Here is a 16269-nt window from a genome sequence, read left to right as displayed (position 1 = left end):
GTCCAGTATCCGTGCCCGCTCGCGGCCCCGTCCGACCCTCCGCACCGCTCCCGACCTGGGCGGATGCCACGGCCTACGCCGTCGCGCCGCCGAACAGGCGCAGCAGCGACGGGTCCTCCGGCAGGAGCAGCGTGCCGGAGGCGAGCGCCGAGGCGAGAGCGACCGCCCCCGCCAGCGGATCACCCGCGGGTGGGACCGTCCGGGCCTGCGGCATCCGCTCCGCGAGCGCCGCCCGCAGGGGTGCGAGGAGGGGGTCGCCCATTCTGAAGAGGCCGCCCGTCAGGGCGACCAGGGCCCCCGGGGCGGCCGGGCACACGGCCTCGGCGGCGTCCGCCACGTGCCCCGCGGCGCGGCCGAGCACGTCCGCCGCGACCGGGTCGCCGGCGGCGGCGCAGGCCCCCACCTCCGGGGCGAACGAGGCGAGCACGGCGGGCCGGTCCGTACGGGGGTAGAGCACGCCCGGCAGGCCCGAGGCCGGGCCGAACAGCTTCTCGGCCCGGGTGAGGAGCGCCGCCGAACCGCCGCGCCGCCCGTCGTGGGCGCGCATCGCCGCCTCCAGGCCCGCACGACCGATCCAGGCGCCGCTGCCGCAGTCGCCGAGGAGGTGCCCCCAGCCGTCGGCCCGGCGCCAGGACGCCAGATCCGTACCGAGCGCGATCATCCCCGTGCCGCCCGCGACGACCGCGCCCGGCCGCTGCCCGAGCGCCCCGGCGTACGCGGTGACGGCGTCGGCCGCGAGCGCGAGCCGCCGTACACCCCACGCCTCGGCGAAGGCGTCCGGCAGTTCGGCCCGCAGTTCGTGCCCGAGCGTCGCCATCCCGGCGGCTCCCACGGCCACCGCGAGGACCGGCCGGCCGGCGGCCGCCCCGCTCGCGGCGCGCTCGCGCAGCTCGTGGACGGCGGGGAGGACCTGCTCCAGGAAGTGGGCCGCCGAGATGCCGCCCGGCCCGGTCCGGACCGGCTCCCGCGAGGCGAGGGTGTCGAGGACCGCGCCGTCCGCGGCCTCGGCCAGCGCGATCCGCAGTCCTGACCCACCGGAGTCCACGCCGACGACGAGCCCCTCGGCGGCTTCGATCACGGAATCCACGGAACTCACAGGGCACCGTCCTGGCGGGGGGAGGGACAAGGGGCGGGCGGGTGACGGGAGTCTAGGGTGCGTCCCGGGCGTCCCGGGCGTCCCGGGCGTCCCGGGCGTCCCGGGCGTGGTGATGTGGGCGGACCGCGTTGTCACTGTAGGCCGGTAGAGTGACGGACCGTGACAGCGCGACCCTTGAACGAACTGGTGGAGCCCGGCTGGGCGGAGGCTCTGAGCCCCGTCGCGGGACGTGTGGCGGAGATGGGCGACTTCCTGCGCGCGGAGATCGCCGCCGGCCGGACGTACCTGCCGTCCGGGCCGAACGTCCTGCGGGCCTTCCAGCAGCCCTTCGACGACGTGCGGGTCCTGATCGTGGGTCAGGACCCCTACCCGACACCGGGGATGGCGATCGGGCTCAGCTTCGCGGTCGCGCCGGAGGTCCGCTCGCTGCCGGGCAGCCTGGAGAACATCTACCGCGAGCTGCACACCGACCTCGGGCTGCCCCGGCCGTCGAACGGCGATCTGACCCCGTGGACCCGTCAGGGCGTCCTGCTCCTCAACAGGGCCCTGACCACGGCTCCGCGCAAGCCGGCCGCCCACCGCGGCAAGGGCTGGGAGGACGTGACCGAGCAGGCCATCCGCGCCCTCGCCGCCCGGGGCAAGCCCCTGGTGTCCATCCTGTGGGGACGGGACGCCCGGAACGCCCGGCCGCTCCTCGGGAACCTCCCGGCGATCGAGTCGGCGCACCCGTCCCCGATGTCGGCGGACCGGGGCTTCTTCGGCTCCCGCCCCTTCAGCCGCGCCAACGAACTCCTGCTGGACCAGGGCGCCCAGCCCGTGGACTGGAGCCTGCCCTGATCCCTGCCCGACGGGCGGGCGCCCGGCCACCGTCCTGTGCGGGCCGCCTTCAGATCACCGCGGCCCGCACGCACAGGACGTCCGGCAGGTGCTCCGCCAGGAGTCTCCAGCTCTCGCCGTCGTCGTCGCTCGCGTACAACTCGCCGTTGCGGTTGCCGAAGTAGACGCCCGCGGGGTCCGCGTCGTCCGTGCAGAGCGCGTCGCGCAGCACCGTGCCGTAGTGGTCGCCCTCGGGCAGGCCCCGGCTCAGCGGCTCCCAGCTGGCTCCGGCGTCGTTCGTCCGGAAGACGCGGCAGCGGCGGCCCGCCGGGACGCGGTCGGAGTCCGCGGTGATCGGGAAGACGTAGGCGGTGTCCGGGCGGTGCGGGTGGGCGGCGATGGCGAAGCCGAAGTCGGAGGGGAGCCCGGCGCCGATGTCGGACCAGCTGCCGCCGCCGTCGTCGCTGCGGAAGACGCCCCAGTGGTTCTGGAGATACAGCCGGTCCTTGTCGGCCGCGTCCTGGGCGATCTTGTGGACGCACTGACCGAACTCGGGGTTCGGGTCGGGCAGGAAGACCGCGGACACCCCTTGGTTGGACGGAGCCCACGCGGCCCCGCCGTCCCGGGAGCGGAACACCCCGGCGGTCGACACGGCGACGGTGAGCGCGTCGGGGTCGAGGGGGTCGGTCACGACGGTGTGGACGGCCTCGCCGCCTCCGCCGGGCACCCACTTGTCGCGGGTGGGGTGCTCCCAGAGCGGGCGGACGAGTTCGAAGGACTCCCCGCCGTCCGCCGAGCGGAACAGCGCCGCCGGTTCCGTCCCCGCGTACACGACGTCGGGGGAGTGCCCGGGCGCCGGGTGCAGCTGCCAGACGCGCTCCAGTGAGGCCCCCGTGTCCTCGGGGAACTTCACCGCGGGCCGCGCGGGCTCGGTCCAGCTCTTGCCGAGGTCGTCGGAGTGGAAGACGGACGGTCCCCAGTGGGCGCTGTCCCCGCCCACGAGGAGCCGCGGGACCGGCCGCCGGGTGTCGATCGCGACCGAGTAGACGGCCTGTGCGGGGAAGGCCGGATCGTCGAACTCCCATCGGCCGTCGTGCCGATGGCCGATGAAGAGCCCCTTGCGGGTGCCTACTGTGAGGAGTACGTCAGGCATGGCTCGGTACCTCCAGGACGCCGTTGTCGCGGATACGGGCCAGTCTGCACCCGCCCACTGACAACGGCCCCCGGACACACCTGAGGCCCCCGGACACGGGACCGGGATCACCCTGGATCCGGCCCGGGACCACGCAGGGCGCAGCCCCAGGGGACCACCCCGAACGCAGCTGCCCCCGGGACGACCCCGGACACCGGCGCGGGGTGCCCTGGCCGGCAGACGGCCCTCAGATCGCCCAGGCGTACTGCGACGGTGCGTGGGTCTCCGCGCCGAGCTCACGGGCCGCGCGACGGGGCCAGGAGGCGTCGCGGAGCAGCTCGCGGCCGAGGAGTACCGCGTCGGCCTCGCCGTTCGCGAGGATCTTCTCGGCCTGGTCGCTCTCGGTGATCAGGCCGACGGCGGCCACCGGCAGCCCCGTCTCCGCCTTGACCCGGGCGGCGAACGGCACCTGGTAGCCGGGACCCACGGGGATCCGTGCCGGGCCGCCGTTGCCGCCGCTGGAGACGTCGAGGAGGTCGACGCCGTGCTCGCGCAGCAGCGCCGCGAACCGCACGGTCTCGTCGGCCGTCCAGCCCTGCTCCTCCAGCCAGTCGGTGGCGGAGATCCGGAAGAAGACGGGCAGCTCCTCGGGCCACACGGACCGCACCGCGTCGACGACCTCCAGGGCGAGCCGGGTCCGGTTCTCGAAGGAGCCGCCGTACTCGTCGGTGCGGTGGTTGCTGTGCGGGGAGAGGAACTCGCCGATGAGGTAGCCGTGGGCACCGTGTACCTCGACGACCTCGAAGCCGGCGTCCAGCGCACGGCGGGCCGCGTCCGCGAACTGCCCGGTGATCTCCCGGATCCGCTCGACGGTCAGCTCGGTCGGCACCGGGTACCCCTCGTCGAAGGCGACCGGGCTGGGGCCGACGGGCTGCCAGCCGGGCCCGCCCGGCGCGACGGGACCGCGGCCCTGCCAGGGACGGTTGGTCGAGGCCTTGCGGCCGGCGTGGCCGATCTGGATGCCGGGCACGGTGCCGTGCTCCTTGAGGAAGCCGGCGATCCGGCGCAGCCCCTCCTTCTGGGTGTCGTTCCACAGGCCGAGATCCGCCGGGCTGATCCGGCCCTCGGGGGCGACGGCGGTCGCCTCGACGAGGATGAGCCCGGCGCCGCCGGTCGCCCGGGAGGCGTAGTGGGCGAAGTGCCAGTCTCCGGCCACACCCGCGTTCGGCCCGGTCATCTCGGCCGAGTACTGGCACATCGGCGCCATCCAGACCCGGTTGGGCACGGTCAGCGAACGCAGGGTGTAGGGCTGGAACAGGGCGACGCTCATGACGGACTCCGTTTCGGGGGCCTCGAAGGATGCTCGTACGATACTCATCGTAGTACGGCATCTGTCAAACTACGAGAGTTCTCGTACAATGGGGCTCCGTCAATGAGGTCCACCGGATGAAGCGGAGCCGCCGCCATGTCGACCGCCGCCAGCGCTCGCGCGCTCGAGCACCCCACGCGGGACCAGATCGGCCTCGAAGGGGTGCTCCACGCGCTCTCGGACACCGTGCGCCTGCGCATCGTGCGGGATCTTGCGCGTGAGGGCGACGCGCTGAGCTGCTCGTACTTCGACCTCCCGGTCACCAAGTCCACGACGACGCACCACTTCCGCGTCCTGCGCGAGAGCGGTGTCATCCGGCAGACGTACCAGGGCACGGCGAAGCTCAACGCCCTGCGCAAGGACGATCTGGACGCCCTCTTCCCCGGCCTCCTGGACACGGTCCTGACGGCGGCCGAGGCGCAGGCCGAACGCCGGGACGGCGCCGAAGGGGCGTGAGCGGCGGGGCGCGCCCACGGCGCCCCTCCGGGTGCCCACCGTGCCCCCGCCAGGCGCCCACCGCGCCCGACTTCGGCCGCCCCCGCGCTGCCCACCGTGCCCGGCTTCGGCCGCCCCCGCGCCGCCCCCCGTGCCCGACCTCGGGCCGTCCCCAGCCGCCCGGCCTCGGCCGCCCGCTGCGCCCGCCCCCGTCGCCCTACAGCGACCGCATGCGGTTGATCTCCGAGGTCTGCTGGGCGATCACGTCGTTGGCCATCTCCTCGACCAGGACGTTGTTGCCCTCGCTCAGCACCTCGGCCGCCATCGTCACGGCTCCCTCGTGGTGCGTGATCATGAGCTTCAGGAACAGCTCGTCGAAGGCCGCGCCCTTCGCGCCCTTCAGCTGCTTCAGCTGGGCCTCGGTCGCCATGCCCGGCATGGTGTGGTGGTCGTGGCCGCTCTGCTCGCGCGGCCCGCCGTTGTTCTTCAGCCAGCCTTCCATCGCGGCGATCTCCGGCTGCTGCGCGGCCGCGATCCGTTCGGCCACCTTCCTCACCGTCGGGGATCCCGCTCGCTGCGGGGCGAGTTCCGTCATGGTCAGCGCCTGGCGGTGGTGGACGATCATCATCTGCGCGTACGTGAAGTCGGCGCTGTTCGGGCTCTCGTCGGGGAGGAGCTTGGCGGCCTCCTCCGGCGATATCCGCCTGGCCGGCTCGCCGGGCTTCCCCGGGGCGACCACCGAGCCTCCGGCCGAGCTCTCGGCCCGCGGCGCGGCCGTGTCGGATCCCGACTCGCATGCTCCCAGGGCGAGTACGGCGAAGGCTGACAGGGCCACGGCGACGACGGCACGCTGACGGCGGATCAACAACGCGACCTCCAGATGTTCTTGCGGGGACAGTGACCGTTCCTAGCACTTTTCCCGGAGGGATCGATCAGATTCCTTCATTACGTCTGTGTTGCCATCTGTTGAGATGCGCACGCCAAGGACGATACTGCCGGGGTCCAACATCCGTTCAAGGCCGAACGGATACCAGCGAGGACGGAGTGACTTCGTTGCGAATATCGCGTACCCCGCGTAGCCCGCGTGCACGGATCAGACGCCTGGGTGTGGCGTCGGCCGCCGCCGGCCTGCTGGCCACGATGCTGGCGGCCGGACCCTCGGCCGCCACCCCCGACCCCGGAGACGCCCTCACCCAGGGCACGGTCTCCGCGGAGCAGGCCGCCGAGGCGCGTGCCGCCATCCAGAGCGGTGACATCCCCGGTGTGGACGAGATCGTCCACAGCAAGAACATCGAGCATCTCGCCAACATCCCCAAGGACGCCCTCCAGGGCACCAACTCCGACCTCGCCTTCCAGGGCAAGTACGCCTTCGCAGGCAACTACGACGGCTTCCGGATCTTCGACATCAGCAACCCGAAGGCCCCGAAGACCGTCGCCCAGGTCCTCTGCCCCGGCTCCCAGAACGACATCTCCGTCTCCGGGAACCTGGTCTTCCTCTCCACCGACTCGTCCCGGAGCGACAACTCCTGCGCCAGCACGTCGCAGCCCGCCTCGGTGAAGGAATCCTGGGAGGGCATGAAGATCTTCGACATCAGCGACATCAGGAACCCGAAGTACGTCGCCGCTGTCGAGACCGCCTGCGGCTCGCACACCCACACGCTCCTGCCCAAGGGCAAGAACGTGTACGTGTACGTCTCCTCGTACTCGCCCAACGCGGCCTTCCCGGACTGCCAGCCCCCGCACGACGGCATCTCGGTCATCAAGGTCCCGCGCAAGGCACCCGAGAAGGCCGCGATCGTCAGCTTCCCCGTCCTCTTCCCGGGCGAGGGACCCGACGGCGGCGGCAACCCCGGCGGTCCCACCAACCCGGGCGTCTCCAAGACCACGGGCTGCCACGACATCACCGTGCTGCCGGACAAGGACCTCGCCGCCGGTGCCTGCATGGGTGACGGCATCCTCTTCGACATCAAGGACCCCGAGCGCCCGAAGGTGATCGACCAGGTCCAGGACAACGTCAACTTCGCCTTCTGGCACTCGGCCACCTTCAACCAGAAGGCCAACAAGGTCGTCTTCACCGACGAGCTCGGCGGTGGCGGCGGTGCCACCTGCAACGCCGTGGTCGGCCCGAACCGGGGCGCCGACGGCATCTACGACATCGTCGGCAAGGGCGACAAGCGCAAGCTCGTCTTCCGCAGCTACTTCAAGATCCCGCGCCACCAGGCCGACACCGAGAACTGCGTCGCCCACAACGGCTCGCTCATCCCGGTCAAGGGCAAGGACCTCATGGTCCAGGCCTGGTACCAGGGCGGCGTCTCCGTCTGGGACTTCACGGACTCCTCCAACCCGAAGGAGATCGGCTACTTCGAGCGCGGCCCGCTGTCCGCCACCACGATCGCCACGGGCGGTTCGTGGTCCGCGTACTACTACAACGGCTACATCTACTCGAACGACATCGCCAAGGGCTTCGACGTCCTGAAGCTCTCCGACCGTCGTACCGACCCCGCGAAGCGGATCCGGATGGACGAGCTCAACGTCCAGACGCAGCCGGACTACTTCGACTTCGACGACTGACCGAGCCGCACCACGGGCGTGCTGTCGGGCGGACCTCCGTCCGGCGGCGCGCCCTGCTCCCAGCCCAGCCCGTACCGCTGGAAGAGCTCCCACCGCAGCCGCGCCATCGGCATCGGAGCACCCGGCAGCAGGACCGCCACGACCGCGCCCATCAATAGGGCGCGCAGCAGCGGATAGTCCGTGTCCACGTCCTCGGAGCCGTACCGGACGACCGTGTCCCGCAGCAGATACGCGAGGCGCTGCTGCTCCTGGCACTGCACGAACCCCTCGGCCTGGAGGATTCCCGCCATGTGGGTCCGCATCAGCGTGGGGCGCGACACCGCGAGGCCCAGGATCGCGTCGATCGCCCGCGCCAGCCGCTCCCGGCCGTCCTCCGTCCGCGGCTCGCGCTCCAGCGCCTCCTCCAGCGTCAGGTGCATCAGCCGGTGCACCGCCGCCTGCAGCAGCTGCCGCTTCCCCGGGAAGTAGTACGAGATGAGTCCGCGCGCCGAACCCGCCCGCTCGGCGATGTCGCCGAGTGTGGTCGCCTCGTAGCCACGCGTCGACACCAGGTCCACGGTGGCCTGCAGAATCCGCTCACGTGAGCGGCGCCTGAGCTCTTCATTGACCGATGGGCTGCGCGGGGACATGCTTGGCTCCTGCGTTGACTGGCTGCCGGCCAATATACTCAGCGCATCCCGTCGGCGGGCCCCTGTGGCAGGCCGGCGGGCAGGCCGTCTGTTCTGGGCGACACGGGGGATCGTCCAGAACAGGCGGCTTCATCGCTTCTCTCCCATTCTCCTCCGGCGGTACGTCAGGATCGCCGCGACGACGCAGCACCAGCCGAGCAGCCAGCCGCCGAGCACGTCCGTCGTCCAGTGCACGCCGAGGTAGATCCGCGTCCATCCGACCCCGAGCACCGACACGACCGCGACACTCACGAGGACGGACCAGCCGCGCCACCGCGGCTGCCAGTGCAGCGCGAGCACCCACAGCAGCAGCCCACAGGTCACCGTCGCGGTCATCGCGTGCCCGGAGGGGAAGGCGGGGAACCGCGCGGAGTCGACCGGGTCGGACCACATGGGCCGGTCCCGCCCCACCAGGTACTTCAACCCCTGCTGCAGGCCCACCGCGACGAGGCTCGTGCCGGCCACCCACAGGGCGAGGAGCCGCTCGCGCCGCCACCACAGCAGCACCACGGCCACGGCGGCCAGGGCACGCATCGTCCATGGATCCCACACCCAGTCGCTCAGGAGGCGGTTGAGGCTCGTGACGCCCGGCCGGGCGACCGCGTCCCGGTGCAACTCCTCCGCGACCGACCGGTCGAAGGAGAGCAGGGGGGACCAGCCGAAGGCGACGAGCACGAGAAGCAGGGCGAACAGGACTCCGGAGACCACGGCGGAGGAGCGCATGAGCCGATCCTGCCCGACTCACCGCCCCTCGCGCCGGTCCGCCCCGCATTCCGCGGACGATCCGCCTCCGCCCCGGCCCCCGCTATCCCAGCGCGGAGAGCGCCGGGACGAAGGCCACGAGGACCGGGACCACGGGGACCAGGGACGCGACGGCGGTGAGGCTCAGCCGGCGCCCCGCCGTGAGTCGCGGAGCCGCCGTGAGGAGCCGGTGCACCCGCTGCGGCAGATCGGCGTCCGGCGCCTGGCCGGGGCCGAACACTCCCCGGTCCTCGTTCAGTTCGACGAGGGCCAGCGCGATCGTGAGCCGGCCGAACCGGCGCGAGGCGACGTCGTCGGCGGCCAGTTCCACCAGCCGGTGCATCTCCTCGCGGAAGGCCACGAAGACCGGGATCCCCGGAAAGCCTCCGGCGAGCGCGGCGGAGCAGTGCAGCAGCCAGTCGTGCCGGGCCCGGGCGTGACCCTGCTCGTGTGCCAGGACGGCGTCCAGCTGCCGGCCCTTCAGCCGGCGCAGCGCGGCCGTGGTGATGACCAGTTGGGGCGCGCCCCCGGCCATCCACCACGCGCCCGCCCGCTCGCCCTCCAGGACGACCAGCCGCTCGCTGCCGGGCTGCTCCCCGGGCAGCAGGGGAGCGCGCACGAGGAGCTCGCGATGGCGCTGCCGGCGCCGGGCGCGGGCCTGGCCGATCTCGCGGCCGAGCATCGCCCCGGACCAGAGGCCGCCGCACGCCAGGGCGACCGCGAGGACCCCCGACCACGGCCCCGTCGTGCCGAGTTCGTACGCCTCGACCACCGCGCGCGGAGCAGGCGCGAAGAGCTGTCCCCGTACCGCCTGCCAGGCCGCCGACGCGCTGAACGTCATCGACAGCGCGAAGCTCAGCAGCACCGCCGCCACCACGCACTGCCACACCCAGAGCGCGACCACGGGTTCTCGCTCCGCCCAGTCGGCCCGCGCCAGCAGCCGGGGGGCCGCGAGGGCGGTCAGAACGCCGAGCAGGAGCAGCGCGAGGGAGACCCACATGAACGCCACCCTATGAGCGCGGTACTGGTCGGGGGTATGGCCCCGGACGCCAAGTGACGTACGCCACGGTTTCGTTGCGCGAACAGTGCGGTTCGTCCGACCTCACAGAGGTGCGGGGAGACGAGGTGACGCGGTCACAGCGTCACCAGCATCGCCACCATCGCCAGGGCCATCGAGAGCCGGCACACGAGGGTGAGCTCGGGCCGGTGAGCCCAGGCCGGCCCAGGAGCACCCGCCGCCACCGGCACCACCCCGGCCGTCGGCGCCGGCGCGAGCCCGCCCGCCGTCGGCGCCGGTGCGAGCCGCGCTCCCGCGCGGAGCACGTACACCGTGTAATAGAGGAGCAGCCCGCCCGTCAGGACGGGTATGCCGCCCGCCGTCCCCATCGCGTGCCCCGAGTGCGCCCCCTGTGCGACGGGGCCCGCCATCGCCACCGCCATGTAGAGCATGGCGAGCGAGCCGACGAGATGGTGCAGATGGTGCCCGCCGCGCCGGGCCGCCACGGCCAGCCCGGACAGCGCCGCTCCGCCGAACACCGCCGCGTACACCGCCCAGCTCCACCCCGGCTGCGCCACCACCGTCGCCGGCAGCGCCATGGCGGCCATGCCGAGGCCCATCAGCGCCTCGCCGCCCGCGGCCCGCCGCTCCTCCCCGGCACACGCGCGCATCCGCAGCAGGCAGTACACGCCCGTTGCGGCGCAGAGCGCGACGAGCAGCCACCCCGACAGGCTCGCTCCGTGCACAGCACACCTCCCCCTCTGCCCGGAGCAATGCCCACCGCCCGGGGGCCGCACGCGGGCGCACGGGCGCGCACGGATGTACGAGGGGGAGTGCGAGGTGCGCGAGTTAGGCTCGGGACGATCGCGCACGTCGATCGTCAGCGCCTGAGGGGAGCCCGTACGCATGGACACCGCCACGTCCCAGGAGACCGGCCGGATCGACTACCGCGAGGCGGTTCTGGAGGACGTCCCCGTCCTCGTCCCGCTCGTCGAGTCGGCCTACCGGGGCGACGCAAGCCGGGGCGGCTGGACCACGGAGGCGGACATCCTCCAGGGGCAGCGCACCGACCCGGAGGGCGTGGCGGCCGTCATCACCACCCCGGGCAGCCGTCTCCTGGTCGTCGAGCGCGACGGGGAGGTCGTCGCCTGCTGCCAGCTGGAGCACCGCGGCGAGGCCGCCTACTTCGGGATGTTCGCCGTCCGTCCCGAGCTCCAGGGCGCCGGCCTCGGCAAGCTGATCATCGCGGAGGCCGAGCGGCGGGTGAGCGAGCTGTGGGACGTCCGCGAGATGCACATGACGGTGATCTCCGTGCGCGAGGAGCTCATCGCCTGGTACGAGCGGCGCGGATATCGCCGTACGGGGCAGATGACCCCCTTCCCGTACGGGGACGAGCGCTTCGGCGTGCCCCAGCGCGACGACCTGCGGTTCGAGCTGCTGGTCAAGCCGCTGAGCTGACTCTCCGTAGGCGCTGGGGAGGAGCCGGAGGAGGTCTGTGTGGCGGAAGGGTGGCTTCACGACCGGCAGACAGGAAAAACTTCGGTATCCATGGGGGTCGCACAGGATAATTTCTCTTGCTCCCCTTGTGTTGAGGAAGCGTGGATGGTTACGGTGTCTTAACGCGAGGTTCTCCTGTGAAGGAAGAGGAATGACGGAAATTCTTGTGCAGGACGTGACTGGTGGGGCCATATCCGCCGATGCCCGGGTGATCGACCACCCCGCTTGGGCCGAGCTCAAGAATGCCGTGGAAGAGATCCGCCCCTGGCAGAACGCGGACGGCTCCATCGACTTCGACGCCGAGGGCGCCCCCGCCCGCGCGCTCGTCGAGCTGACCGTGGACCGCCTGGTCGCCGCCGTCGAGCAGCTCTCCCCGCTCGTCCCGCACGACGGCGCCTACCACCGTGCCCTCGTCGCGGACCTGCGCAAGTGGGTCGAGAGCGGCTTCACCGTGCCGGACTTCCTGGACTCCCTGATGGAGTTCCACCCGGCCGCCGGCCGCGCCGACGGGCTGCAGCACCTCGTGCTCTTCCCGATGTACACGCAGAACGGCAACCTCGACCGCAACTTCGAGGCCGTCGTGCTCCGCATGGTCTGGCCGGAGTGGCTCTCCGAGCTGGAGCGCACCCGCTACGACAACCCGGGCTTCTGCGGCATCACCTTCGAGGACTTCACCGCCGGTTACGACACCAACTCGGCCGTCCTCTTCCCCGAGACCGTCGCCGTCCGCGAGGTCCCCGAGCGCTTCACCTGGGGCGGCATCTTCTGCGACCGCGAGGCCGCGCGCTTCCGCAAGGTCACCGAGGCCGCGGTCGACACCCTCGGCGTGAAGCTGCCCGAGGACATCGCCGTCATGCTCGGCGACCAGGAGCGCTGCCAGCAGGCCTTCGCGCTCTGGGACCTGGTCCACGACCGCGCCCACAGCCGCGGCGACCTGCCCTTCGACCCCTTCATGATCAAGCAGCGCCAGCCGTTCTGGATGTACGGCCTGGAGGAGCTCCGCTGCGACCTCACCGCCTTCAAGGAGGCCGTGAAGCTGGAGGCCGAGGGCAACGGCCACGGCCGTGACGTGCAGTACGCGGTGCTCTTCGACCGGATGTTCCGCTTCCCGCTCACCGGCGACCGCAACCGCAACTACGACGGCATGGGCGGCCAGCTCCTCTTCGCGTACCTCCACAAGAACGACGTGGTGCGCTGGACGGACAACATTCTCACGATCGACTGGGACCGCGCCCCCGAGGTCACCAACCGCCTCTGCTCCGAGATCGAGACCCTCTACCGCGACGGCATCGACCGCCCGAAGCTGGTCCACTGGTTCAAGGCGTACGAGTTCGTCACCACCTACATCTCCCCGCACCCGGGGTCCAAGTGGGCCAAGGGTCCGGACGCCCTGGACCTGTCCCTCCCGCCGCGCAAGCTGGTGGACGACGTGCTTCCGGACGAGTTTCCGCTCAGCATGTTCTTTGAGGCCCTGGCGAAGAAGCTGAAGGGCGTGATCGCCGACACCAAGGGGATCACCGCCGCCGACGTCCCGAGCACCGAGCGGGTCGCCGCGTGAGCGACCTCATCGAGGACACGCAGGAGGCGACGCCCATGAACGCCAACGGAAACGGTGGACCGCTCGACGGTGCCGTCATCGCGGTGGCCGGCGCGGCCGGCCCCGCGGGCCGCGCGGCCCTGATCCGTCTCGCCGAGGCGGGCGCGACCGTCGTCGGCTCCGACGCCGACCCGGCGCGCCTCGCGGAAGCCGTCGACGCCGCCCGCTACGCCCACGGCGGCGCCAAGGTCATCGGGGACACGGTCGACCTGCTCGACCTGGACGCGACCCGCGACTGGGCCGCGAAGACCGAGAAGGAGTTCGGCCGGATCGACGGCCTGGTCCACCTCGTCGGCGGCTGGCGCGGCAGCTCCTCCTTCATGGAGACCGAGCTCAAGGACTGGGACTTCCTCGAGAAGCTCCTCATCCGCACCGTCCAGCACACCTCGCTCGCCTTCCACGACGGGCTGCTGCGCGCCGGCGGACGCGGCCGGTACGCCCTGATCAGCCAGGTCGGTGCGCACAAGCCGCTCGCCAACAACGCCGCGTACAACGCGGGCAAGGCGGCCGCCGAGGCCTGGACCCTCGCCATGGCGGACTCGTTCCGCAAGCTGGGGGGCGACGACGGCCCGCAGGCGGCGGCTGCCATCCTGGTGATCAAGGCACTGGTGCACGACGCCATGCGCGCCGAACGCCCCAACGCGAAGTTCGCGGGCTTCACCGACGTCAAGGACCTGGCCGACGAGATCGCCGGCCTGTGGGACAAGCCCGCCCAGGAAGTGAATGGACAGCGTCTGTGGCTGACCCCCAAGCCGTGACAGCGGCCCTCGGCCCCGGGACCGACGCACGTCGTCGCCACGACCCGTCGGTCCGGGGCTTCGCCAGCGACAACTACGCCGGCGCCCACCCCGAGATCCTGGCGGCCCTCGCCCTCGCCAACGAAGGCCACCAGGTCGCCTACGGCGAGGACCAGTACACCGAGCACCTCCAGCGCGTCATCCACAGCCACTTCGGAGCCGGCGCCGAGGCCTTCCCGGTCTTCAACGGCACCGGAGCGAACGTGACCGCCCTCCAGGCGCTCACGGACCGCTGGGGCGCCGTCATCTGCGCCGAGTCCGCGCACATCAACGTGGACGAGGGCGGGGCGCCCGAGCGGATGGGCGGCCTCAAGCTGCTCACCGTGCCGACCCCGGACGGCAAGCTCACCCCCGAGCTCATCGACCGGCAGGCCTGGGGCTGGGAGGACGAGCACCGCGCGATGCCGCAGGTCGTCTCGATCACCCAGAACACCGAGCTGGGCACCGTCTACACGGTCGAGGAGATCCGCGCGATCGTCGAGCACGCCCACGCCAAGGGCATGAAGGTGCACCTCGACGGAGCCCGTATCGCCAACGCCGCGGCGTCGCTGAACGTGCCGATGCGCGCGTTCACCAACGCGGTGGGCGTGGACGTGATCTCGTACGGCGGGACGAAGAACGGCATGATCTTCGGCGAGGCCGTGATCGTCCTCAACCCGGACGCCGTCAGCCACATGAAGCACCTGCGCAAGCTGTCCATGCAGCTCGCCTCGAAGATGCGCTTCGTGTCGGTGCAGCTGGAGGCGCTCCTCGCCAAGGACCTGTGGCTGCGCAACGCCCGGCACGCCAACGCGATGGCCCAGCGCCTCGCGGCGGGCGTGCGCGCGGTGGACGGGGTGGAGATCCTCTACCCGGTCCAGGCCAACGCGGTCTTCGCGCGGCTTCCGCACGAGGTGACCAGGCGCCTGCAGGAACGGTTCCGCTTCTACTTCTGGGACGAGGCCGCCGGCGATGTGCGCTGGATGTGCGCCTTCGACACCACGGAGGACGACGTGGACGCCTTCCTCCAGGCGCTGAAGGAAGAGATGGCGCGACAGTAGCGCTTGATGCATGGATATACGGCCGGACGGAAAGTCATTGACTTCCGTCCGGCCGTTTCCCTACGCTCACACCGCATGGATCTCGTGCAGCAGCACCCCGATATCTCGGCCTACCTCGCGATCGGCGAGGCCGTCGACCATGACCATTCGCTGGTCGGGGAAGTGGCGGCCCAGCTCTCCGCCGAGCATCGCGACGCATACTCATACGCCGAGGCGGCCTTCGCGTACGTCCGCGACACCATCCCGCACTCCCAGGACTCGGGCGACCCCCGCGTCACCTGGCGCGCCTCCGACGTCCTGGAGCAGCGCACCGGCATCTGCTACGCCAAGTCCGTCGCGTACGCCGCGCTCCTGCGCGCCCGCTCCGTCCCGGCCGCCCTCTGCTACCAGCGGCTCGCGGAGGACGACGGCACGAACCCCGTGATCCACGGCCTCGTCGCGCTCCTGCTGCCCGGCGAGCGGAAGTGGGCCCGGCAGGACGTACGGGGCAACAGACCGGGCGTCGACGCTCGGTTCTCGCTGGGGGAGGAGCGGCTCGCCTGGACCGTACGGCCGGAGCTGGGCGAGGTGGACTACCCGCGGCTGTACGCGGAACCGCACCCGGCCGTCCTGGGCGCGCTCAAAGCGGCACCGGACCGGGCGTACCTCTGGCGGACGCTCCCCACGGAGCTGTGACGCCGCCGCCCGGCGGGCCGTGACTCGGGGCTTCGCTCAGCCCGCTTCCTTGACCTGGGCCGGCGTCGGAGCCGTACCGCCGAGGTGGGCGGGCACCCACCACGTGTCGTCGGCGTCCTTCGGGCGGACCGGGTACGCGCGCTGGGCGGCCTCCAGGAGCTCCTGGACGCGCTCGCGCAGCCGCCGCGTGATGGCGCCCGCGTACTGGTCGGTGGGGGCCTCGATGGGCTCGCCGACGCGGATCGTCACCGGGATGTGGCTCCGCTTGAAGTTCCGGGGGTGGCCCTTGGTCCAGACGCGCTGGGTGCCCCACAGCGCCATCGGGATCAGCGGGACGCCCGCCTCCTGCGCCAGCCGCGCCGCACCCGTCTTGAAGCTCTTGAGCGTGAAGGACTGGGAGATGGTGGCCTCGGGGAAGACGCCGACGATCTCACCGGCCCGCAGTGATTCGAGCGCGTGCTTGAAGGCGTGCTCGCCCGCCGAGCGGTCGACGGGGATGTGCTTCATGCCGCGCATGAGCGGCCCGGAGACCTTGTGCCTGAAGACGGAGTCCTTCGCCATGAAGCGCACGAGCCGCTTCTGCGGCAGGGCCGCGAGCCCCGTGAAGATGAAGTCCAGATAGCTGATGTGGTTGCTCACGAGCACCGCGCCGCCCGTGCGGGGGATGTTCTCGGAACCCTGCGTGTCGATCTTCAGGTCGAGCGCCTTGAACAGCGTGAGCGCGGCACCGACGACCGGTCGATAGACGAGTTCTGCCATCGGATAGGAACCTCTTCTTCGTGTGCCCGGAGCGGATTCTCCCGGCGAAGTTACGCGGCCGTAGGTTTTCGGCTTTGGG

General features: G+C 71.7%; 17 protein-coding genes. 8 read left to right on the top strand and 9 right to left on the bottom strand.

Annotated features, from left to right (window positions below):
- Nucleotides 1–73 precede the first annotated feature (73 nt).
- Nucleotides 74–1096, bottom strand: a complete 1023-nt coding sequence (locus tag IE124_RS19400; protein ID WP_370468783.1) for an N-acetylglucosamine kinase — start codon at nt 1094–1096, stop codon at nt 74–76.
- A gap of 159 nt (nt 1097–1255) precedes the next feature.
- Here IE124_RS19400 and IE124_RS19395 point away from each other — a divergent pair, with 159 nt between their 5' ends.
- Complete coding sequence (locus IE124_RS19395) at nt 1256–1933, top strand: uracil-DNA glycosylase (protein ID WP_189509072.1); 678 nt, start codon at nt 1256–1258, stop codon at nt 1931–1933.
- A gap of 49 nt (nt 1934–1982) precedes the next feature.
- On the opposite strand, the gene IE124_RS19390 is transcribed toward IE124_RS19395, so the two are convergent.
- Together IE124_RS19390 and IE124_RS19385 are read right to left on the bottom strand one after the other, a co-directional pair.
- Nucleotides 1983–3065, bottom strand: coding sequence for a WD40/YVTN/BNR-like repeat-containing protein (locus IE124_RS19390; RefSeq protein ID WP_189509071.1), 1083 nt, complete (start codon nt 3063–3065; stop codon nt 1983–1985).
- Nucleotides 3066–3291: 226 nt separating this feature from the next.
- Nucleotides 3292–4374, bottom strand: a complete 1083-nt coding sequence (locus IE124_RS19385) for an NADH:flavin oxidoreductase/NADH oxidase (RefSeq protein WP_189509070.1) — start codon at nt 4372–4374, stop codon at nt 3292–3294.
- A 135-nt stretch (nt 4375–4509) separates the two neighbouring features.
- On the opposite strand from IE124_RS19385, the gene IE124_RS19380 reads away from it, so the two are divergent.
- Nucleotides 4510–4869 (top strand): ArsR/SmtB family transcription factor, encoded by a 360-nt coding sequence (locus tag IE124_RS19380; protein WP_189509069.1) that lies wholly within the window; start codon nt 4510–4512, stop codon nt 4867–4869.
- A gap of 196 nt (nt 4870–5065) precedes the next feature.
- On the opposite strand, the gene IE124_RS19375 is transcribed toward IE124_RS19380, so the two are convergent.
- Nucleotides 5066–5716 (bottom strand): DUF305 domain-containing protein, encoded by a 651-nt coding sequence (locus tag IE124_RS19375; protein ID WP_189509068.1) that lies wholly within the window; start codon nt 5714–5716, stop codon nt 5066–5068.
- A gap of 272 nt (nt 5717–5988) precedes the next feature.
- On the opposite strand from IE124_RS19375, the gene IE124_RS19370 reads away from it, so the two are divergent.
- Nucleotides 5989–7419, top strand: a complete 1431-nt coding sequence (locus tag IE124_RS19370) for an LVIVD repeat-containing protein (RefSeq protein WP_189509199.1) — start codon at nt 5989–5991, stop codon at nt 7417–7419.
- Here the strand turns inward: IE124_RS19370 and IE124_RS19365 are convergent.
- From IE124_RS19365 to IE124_RS19350, 4 genes are all read right to left on the bottom strand, one after another.
- Nucleotides 7398–8048: a TetR/AcrR family transcriptional regulator gene (locus IE124_RS19365; protein WP_189509067.1), complete on the bottom strand. Its 651-nt coding sequence runs from the start codon at nt 8046–8048 to the stop codon at nt 7398–7400. The genes IE124_RS19370 and IE124_RS19365 overlap by 22 nt on opposite strands.
- Before the next feature lie 129 nt (nt 8049–8177).
- Complete coding sequence (locus IE124_RS19360) at nt 8178–8810, bottom strand: phosphatase PAP2 family protein (protein ID WP_189509066.1); 633 nt, start codon at nt 8808–8810, stop codon at nt 8178–8180.
- An 82-nt stretch (nt 8811–8892) separates the two neighbouring features.
- Nucleotides 8893–9828: a M56 family metallopeptidase gene (locus IE124_RS19355; RefSeq protein ID WP_189509065.1), complete on the bottom strand. Its 936-nt coding sequence runs from the start codon at nt 9826–9828 to the stop codon at nt 8893–8895.
- A 134-nt stretch (nt 9829–9962) separates the two neighbouring features.
- Nucleotides 9963–10571 (bottom strand): DUF5134 domain-containing protein, encoded by a 609-nt coding sequence (locus IE124_RS19350; protein WP_189509064.1) that lies wholly within the window; start codon nt 10569–10571, stop codon nt 9963–9965.
- A gap of 160 nt (nt 10572–10731) precedes the next feature.
- On the opposite strand from IE124_RS19350, the gene IE124_RS19345 reads away from it, so the two are divergent.
- The 5 genes from IE124_RS19345 to IE124_RS19325 all read left to right on the top strand — a co-directional run bounded on the left by IE124_RS19345 (nt 10732) and on the right by IE124_RS19325 (nt 15431).
- Entirely contained in the window at nt 10732–11283 is a 552-nt protein-coding gene (locus IE124_RS19345; protein WP_189509063.1) for a GNAT family N-acetyltransferase, read from the top strand.
- Between the two features lie 190 nt (nt 11284–11473).
- The gene (locus tag IE124_RS19340; RefSeq protein WP_189509062.1) at nt 11474–12880 is read left to right on the top strand and encodes a DUF6421 family protein; all 1407 of its coding nucleotides are present in this window, start codon (nt 11474–11476) and stop codon (nt 12878–12880) included.
- 35 nt (nt 12881–12915) lie between these two features.
- Nucleotides 12916–13677, top strand: coding sequence for an SDR family NAD(P)-dependent oxidoreductase (locus tag IE124_RS19335; protein WP_189509198.1), 762 nt, complete (start codon nt 12916–12918; stop codon nt 13675–13677).
- On the top strand, nt 13674–14756 hold the full coding sequence (locus IE124_RS19330; protein WP_189509197.1) for a threonine aldolase family protein: 1083 nt from the start codon (nt 13674–13676) through the stop codon (nt 14754–14756). The genes IE124_RS19335 and IE124_RS19330 overlap by 4 nt, the downstream gene beginning before the upstream one ends.
- A 75-nt stretch (nt 14757–14831) precedes the next feature.
- Nucleotides 14832–15431, top strand: coding sequence for a transglutaminase-like domain-containing protein (locus IE124_RS19325; protein ID WP_189509061.1), 600 nt, complete (start codon nt 14832–14834; stop codon nt 15429–15431).
- A 36-nt stretch (nt 15432–15467) separates the two neighbouring features.
- Here IE124_RS19325 and IE124_RS19320 read toward each other — a convergent pair whose 3' ends face one another.
- Nucleotides 15468–16190 (bottom strand): lysophospholipid acyltransferase family protein, encoded by a 723-nt coding sequence (locus IE124_RS19320; RefSeq protein WP_189509060.1) that lies wholly within the window; start codon nt 16188–16190, stop codon nt 15468–15470.
- Between the last annotated feature and the right edge of the window lie 79 nt (nt 16191–16269).

The organism is Streptomyces narbonensis, from assembly GCF_014649015.1.
Classification (GTDB): Bacteria; Actinomycetota; Actinomycetes; order Streptomycetales; family Streptomycetaceae; genus Streptomyces; species Streptomyces narbonensis.
The sequence above is the reverse complement of the archived record's forward strand: the minus strand, read 5'-3'. Positions and strand labels throughout refer to the sequence as shown.

Excerpts from the sequence above, each read along its gene's own strand:
- IE124_RS19325 (WP_189509061.1), top strand. The coding sequence starts at position 14,832 with ATGGATCTCGTGCAGCAGCACCCCGATATCTCGGCCTACCTCGCGATC.
- IE124_RS19385 (WP_189509070.1), bottom strand. The coding sequence starts at position 4,374 with ATGAGCGTCGCCCTGTTCCAGCCCTACACCCTGCGTTCGCTGACCGTG.
- IE124_RS19345 (WP_189509063.1), top strand. The coding sequence starts at position 10,732 with ATGGACACCGCCACGTCCCAGGAGACCGGCCGGATCGACTACCGCGAG.
- IE124_RS19340 (WP_189509062.1), top strand. The coding sequence starts at position 11,474 with ATGACGGAAATTCTTGTGCAGGACGTGACTGGTGGGGCCATATCCGCC.
- IE124_RS19320 (WP_189509060.1), bottom strand. The coding sequence starts at position 16,190 with ATGGCAGAACTCGTCTATCGACCGGTCGTCGGTGCCGCGCTCACGCTG.
- IE124_RS19365 (WP_189509067.1), bottom strand. The coding sequence starts at position 8,048 with ATGTCCCCGCGCAGCCCATCGGTCAATGAAGAGCTCAGGCGCCGCTCA.
- IE124_RS19370 (WP_189509199.1), top strand. The coding sequence starts at position 5,989 with ATGCTGGCGGCCGGACCCTCGGCCGCCACCCCCGACCCCGGAGACGCC.
- IE124_RS19355 (WP_189509065.1), bottom strand. The coding sequence starts at position 9,828 with ATGTGGGTCTCCCTCGCGCTGCTCCTGCTCGGCGTTCTGACCGCCCTC.
- IE124_RS19380 (WP_189509069.1), top strand. The coding sequence starts at position 4,510 with ATGTCGACCGCCGCCAGCGCTCGCGCGCTCGAGCACCCCACGCGGGAC.
- IE124_RS19335 (WP_189509198.1), top strand. The coding sequence starts at position 12,916 with ATGAACGCCAACGGAAACGGTGGACCGCTCGACGGTGCCGTCATCGCG.
- IE124_RS19360 (WP_189509066.1), bottom strand. The coding sequence starts at position 8,810 with ATGCGCTCCTCCGCCGTGGTCTCCGGAGTCCTGTTCGCCCTGCTTCTC.
- IE124_RS19390 (WP_189509071.1), bottom strand. The coding sequence starts at position 3,065 with ATGCCTGACGTACTCCTCACAGTAGGCACCCGCAAGGGGCTCTTCATC.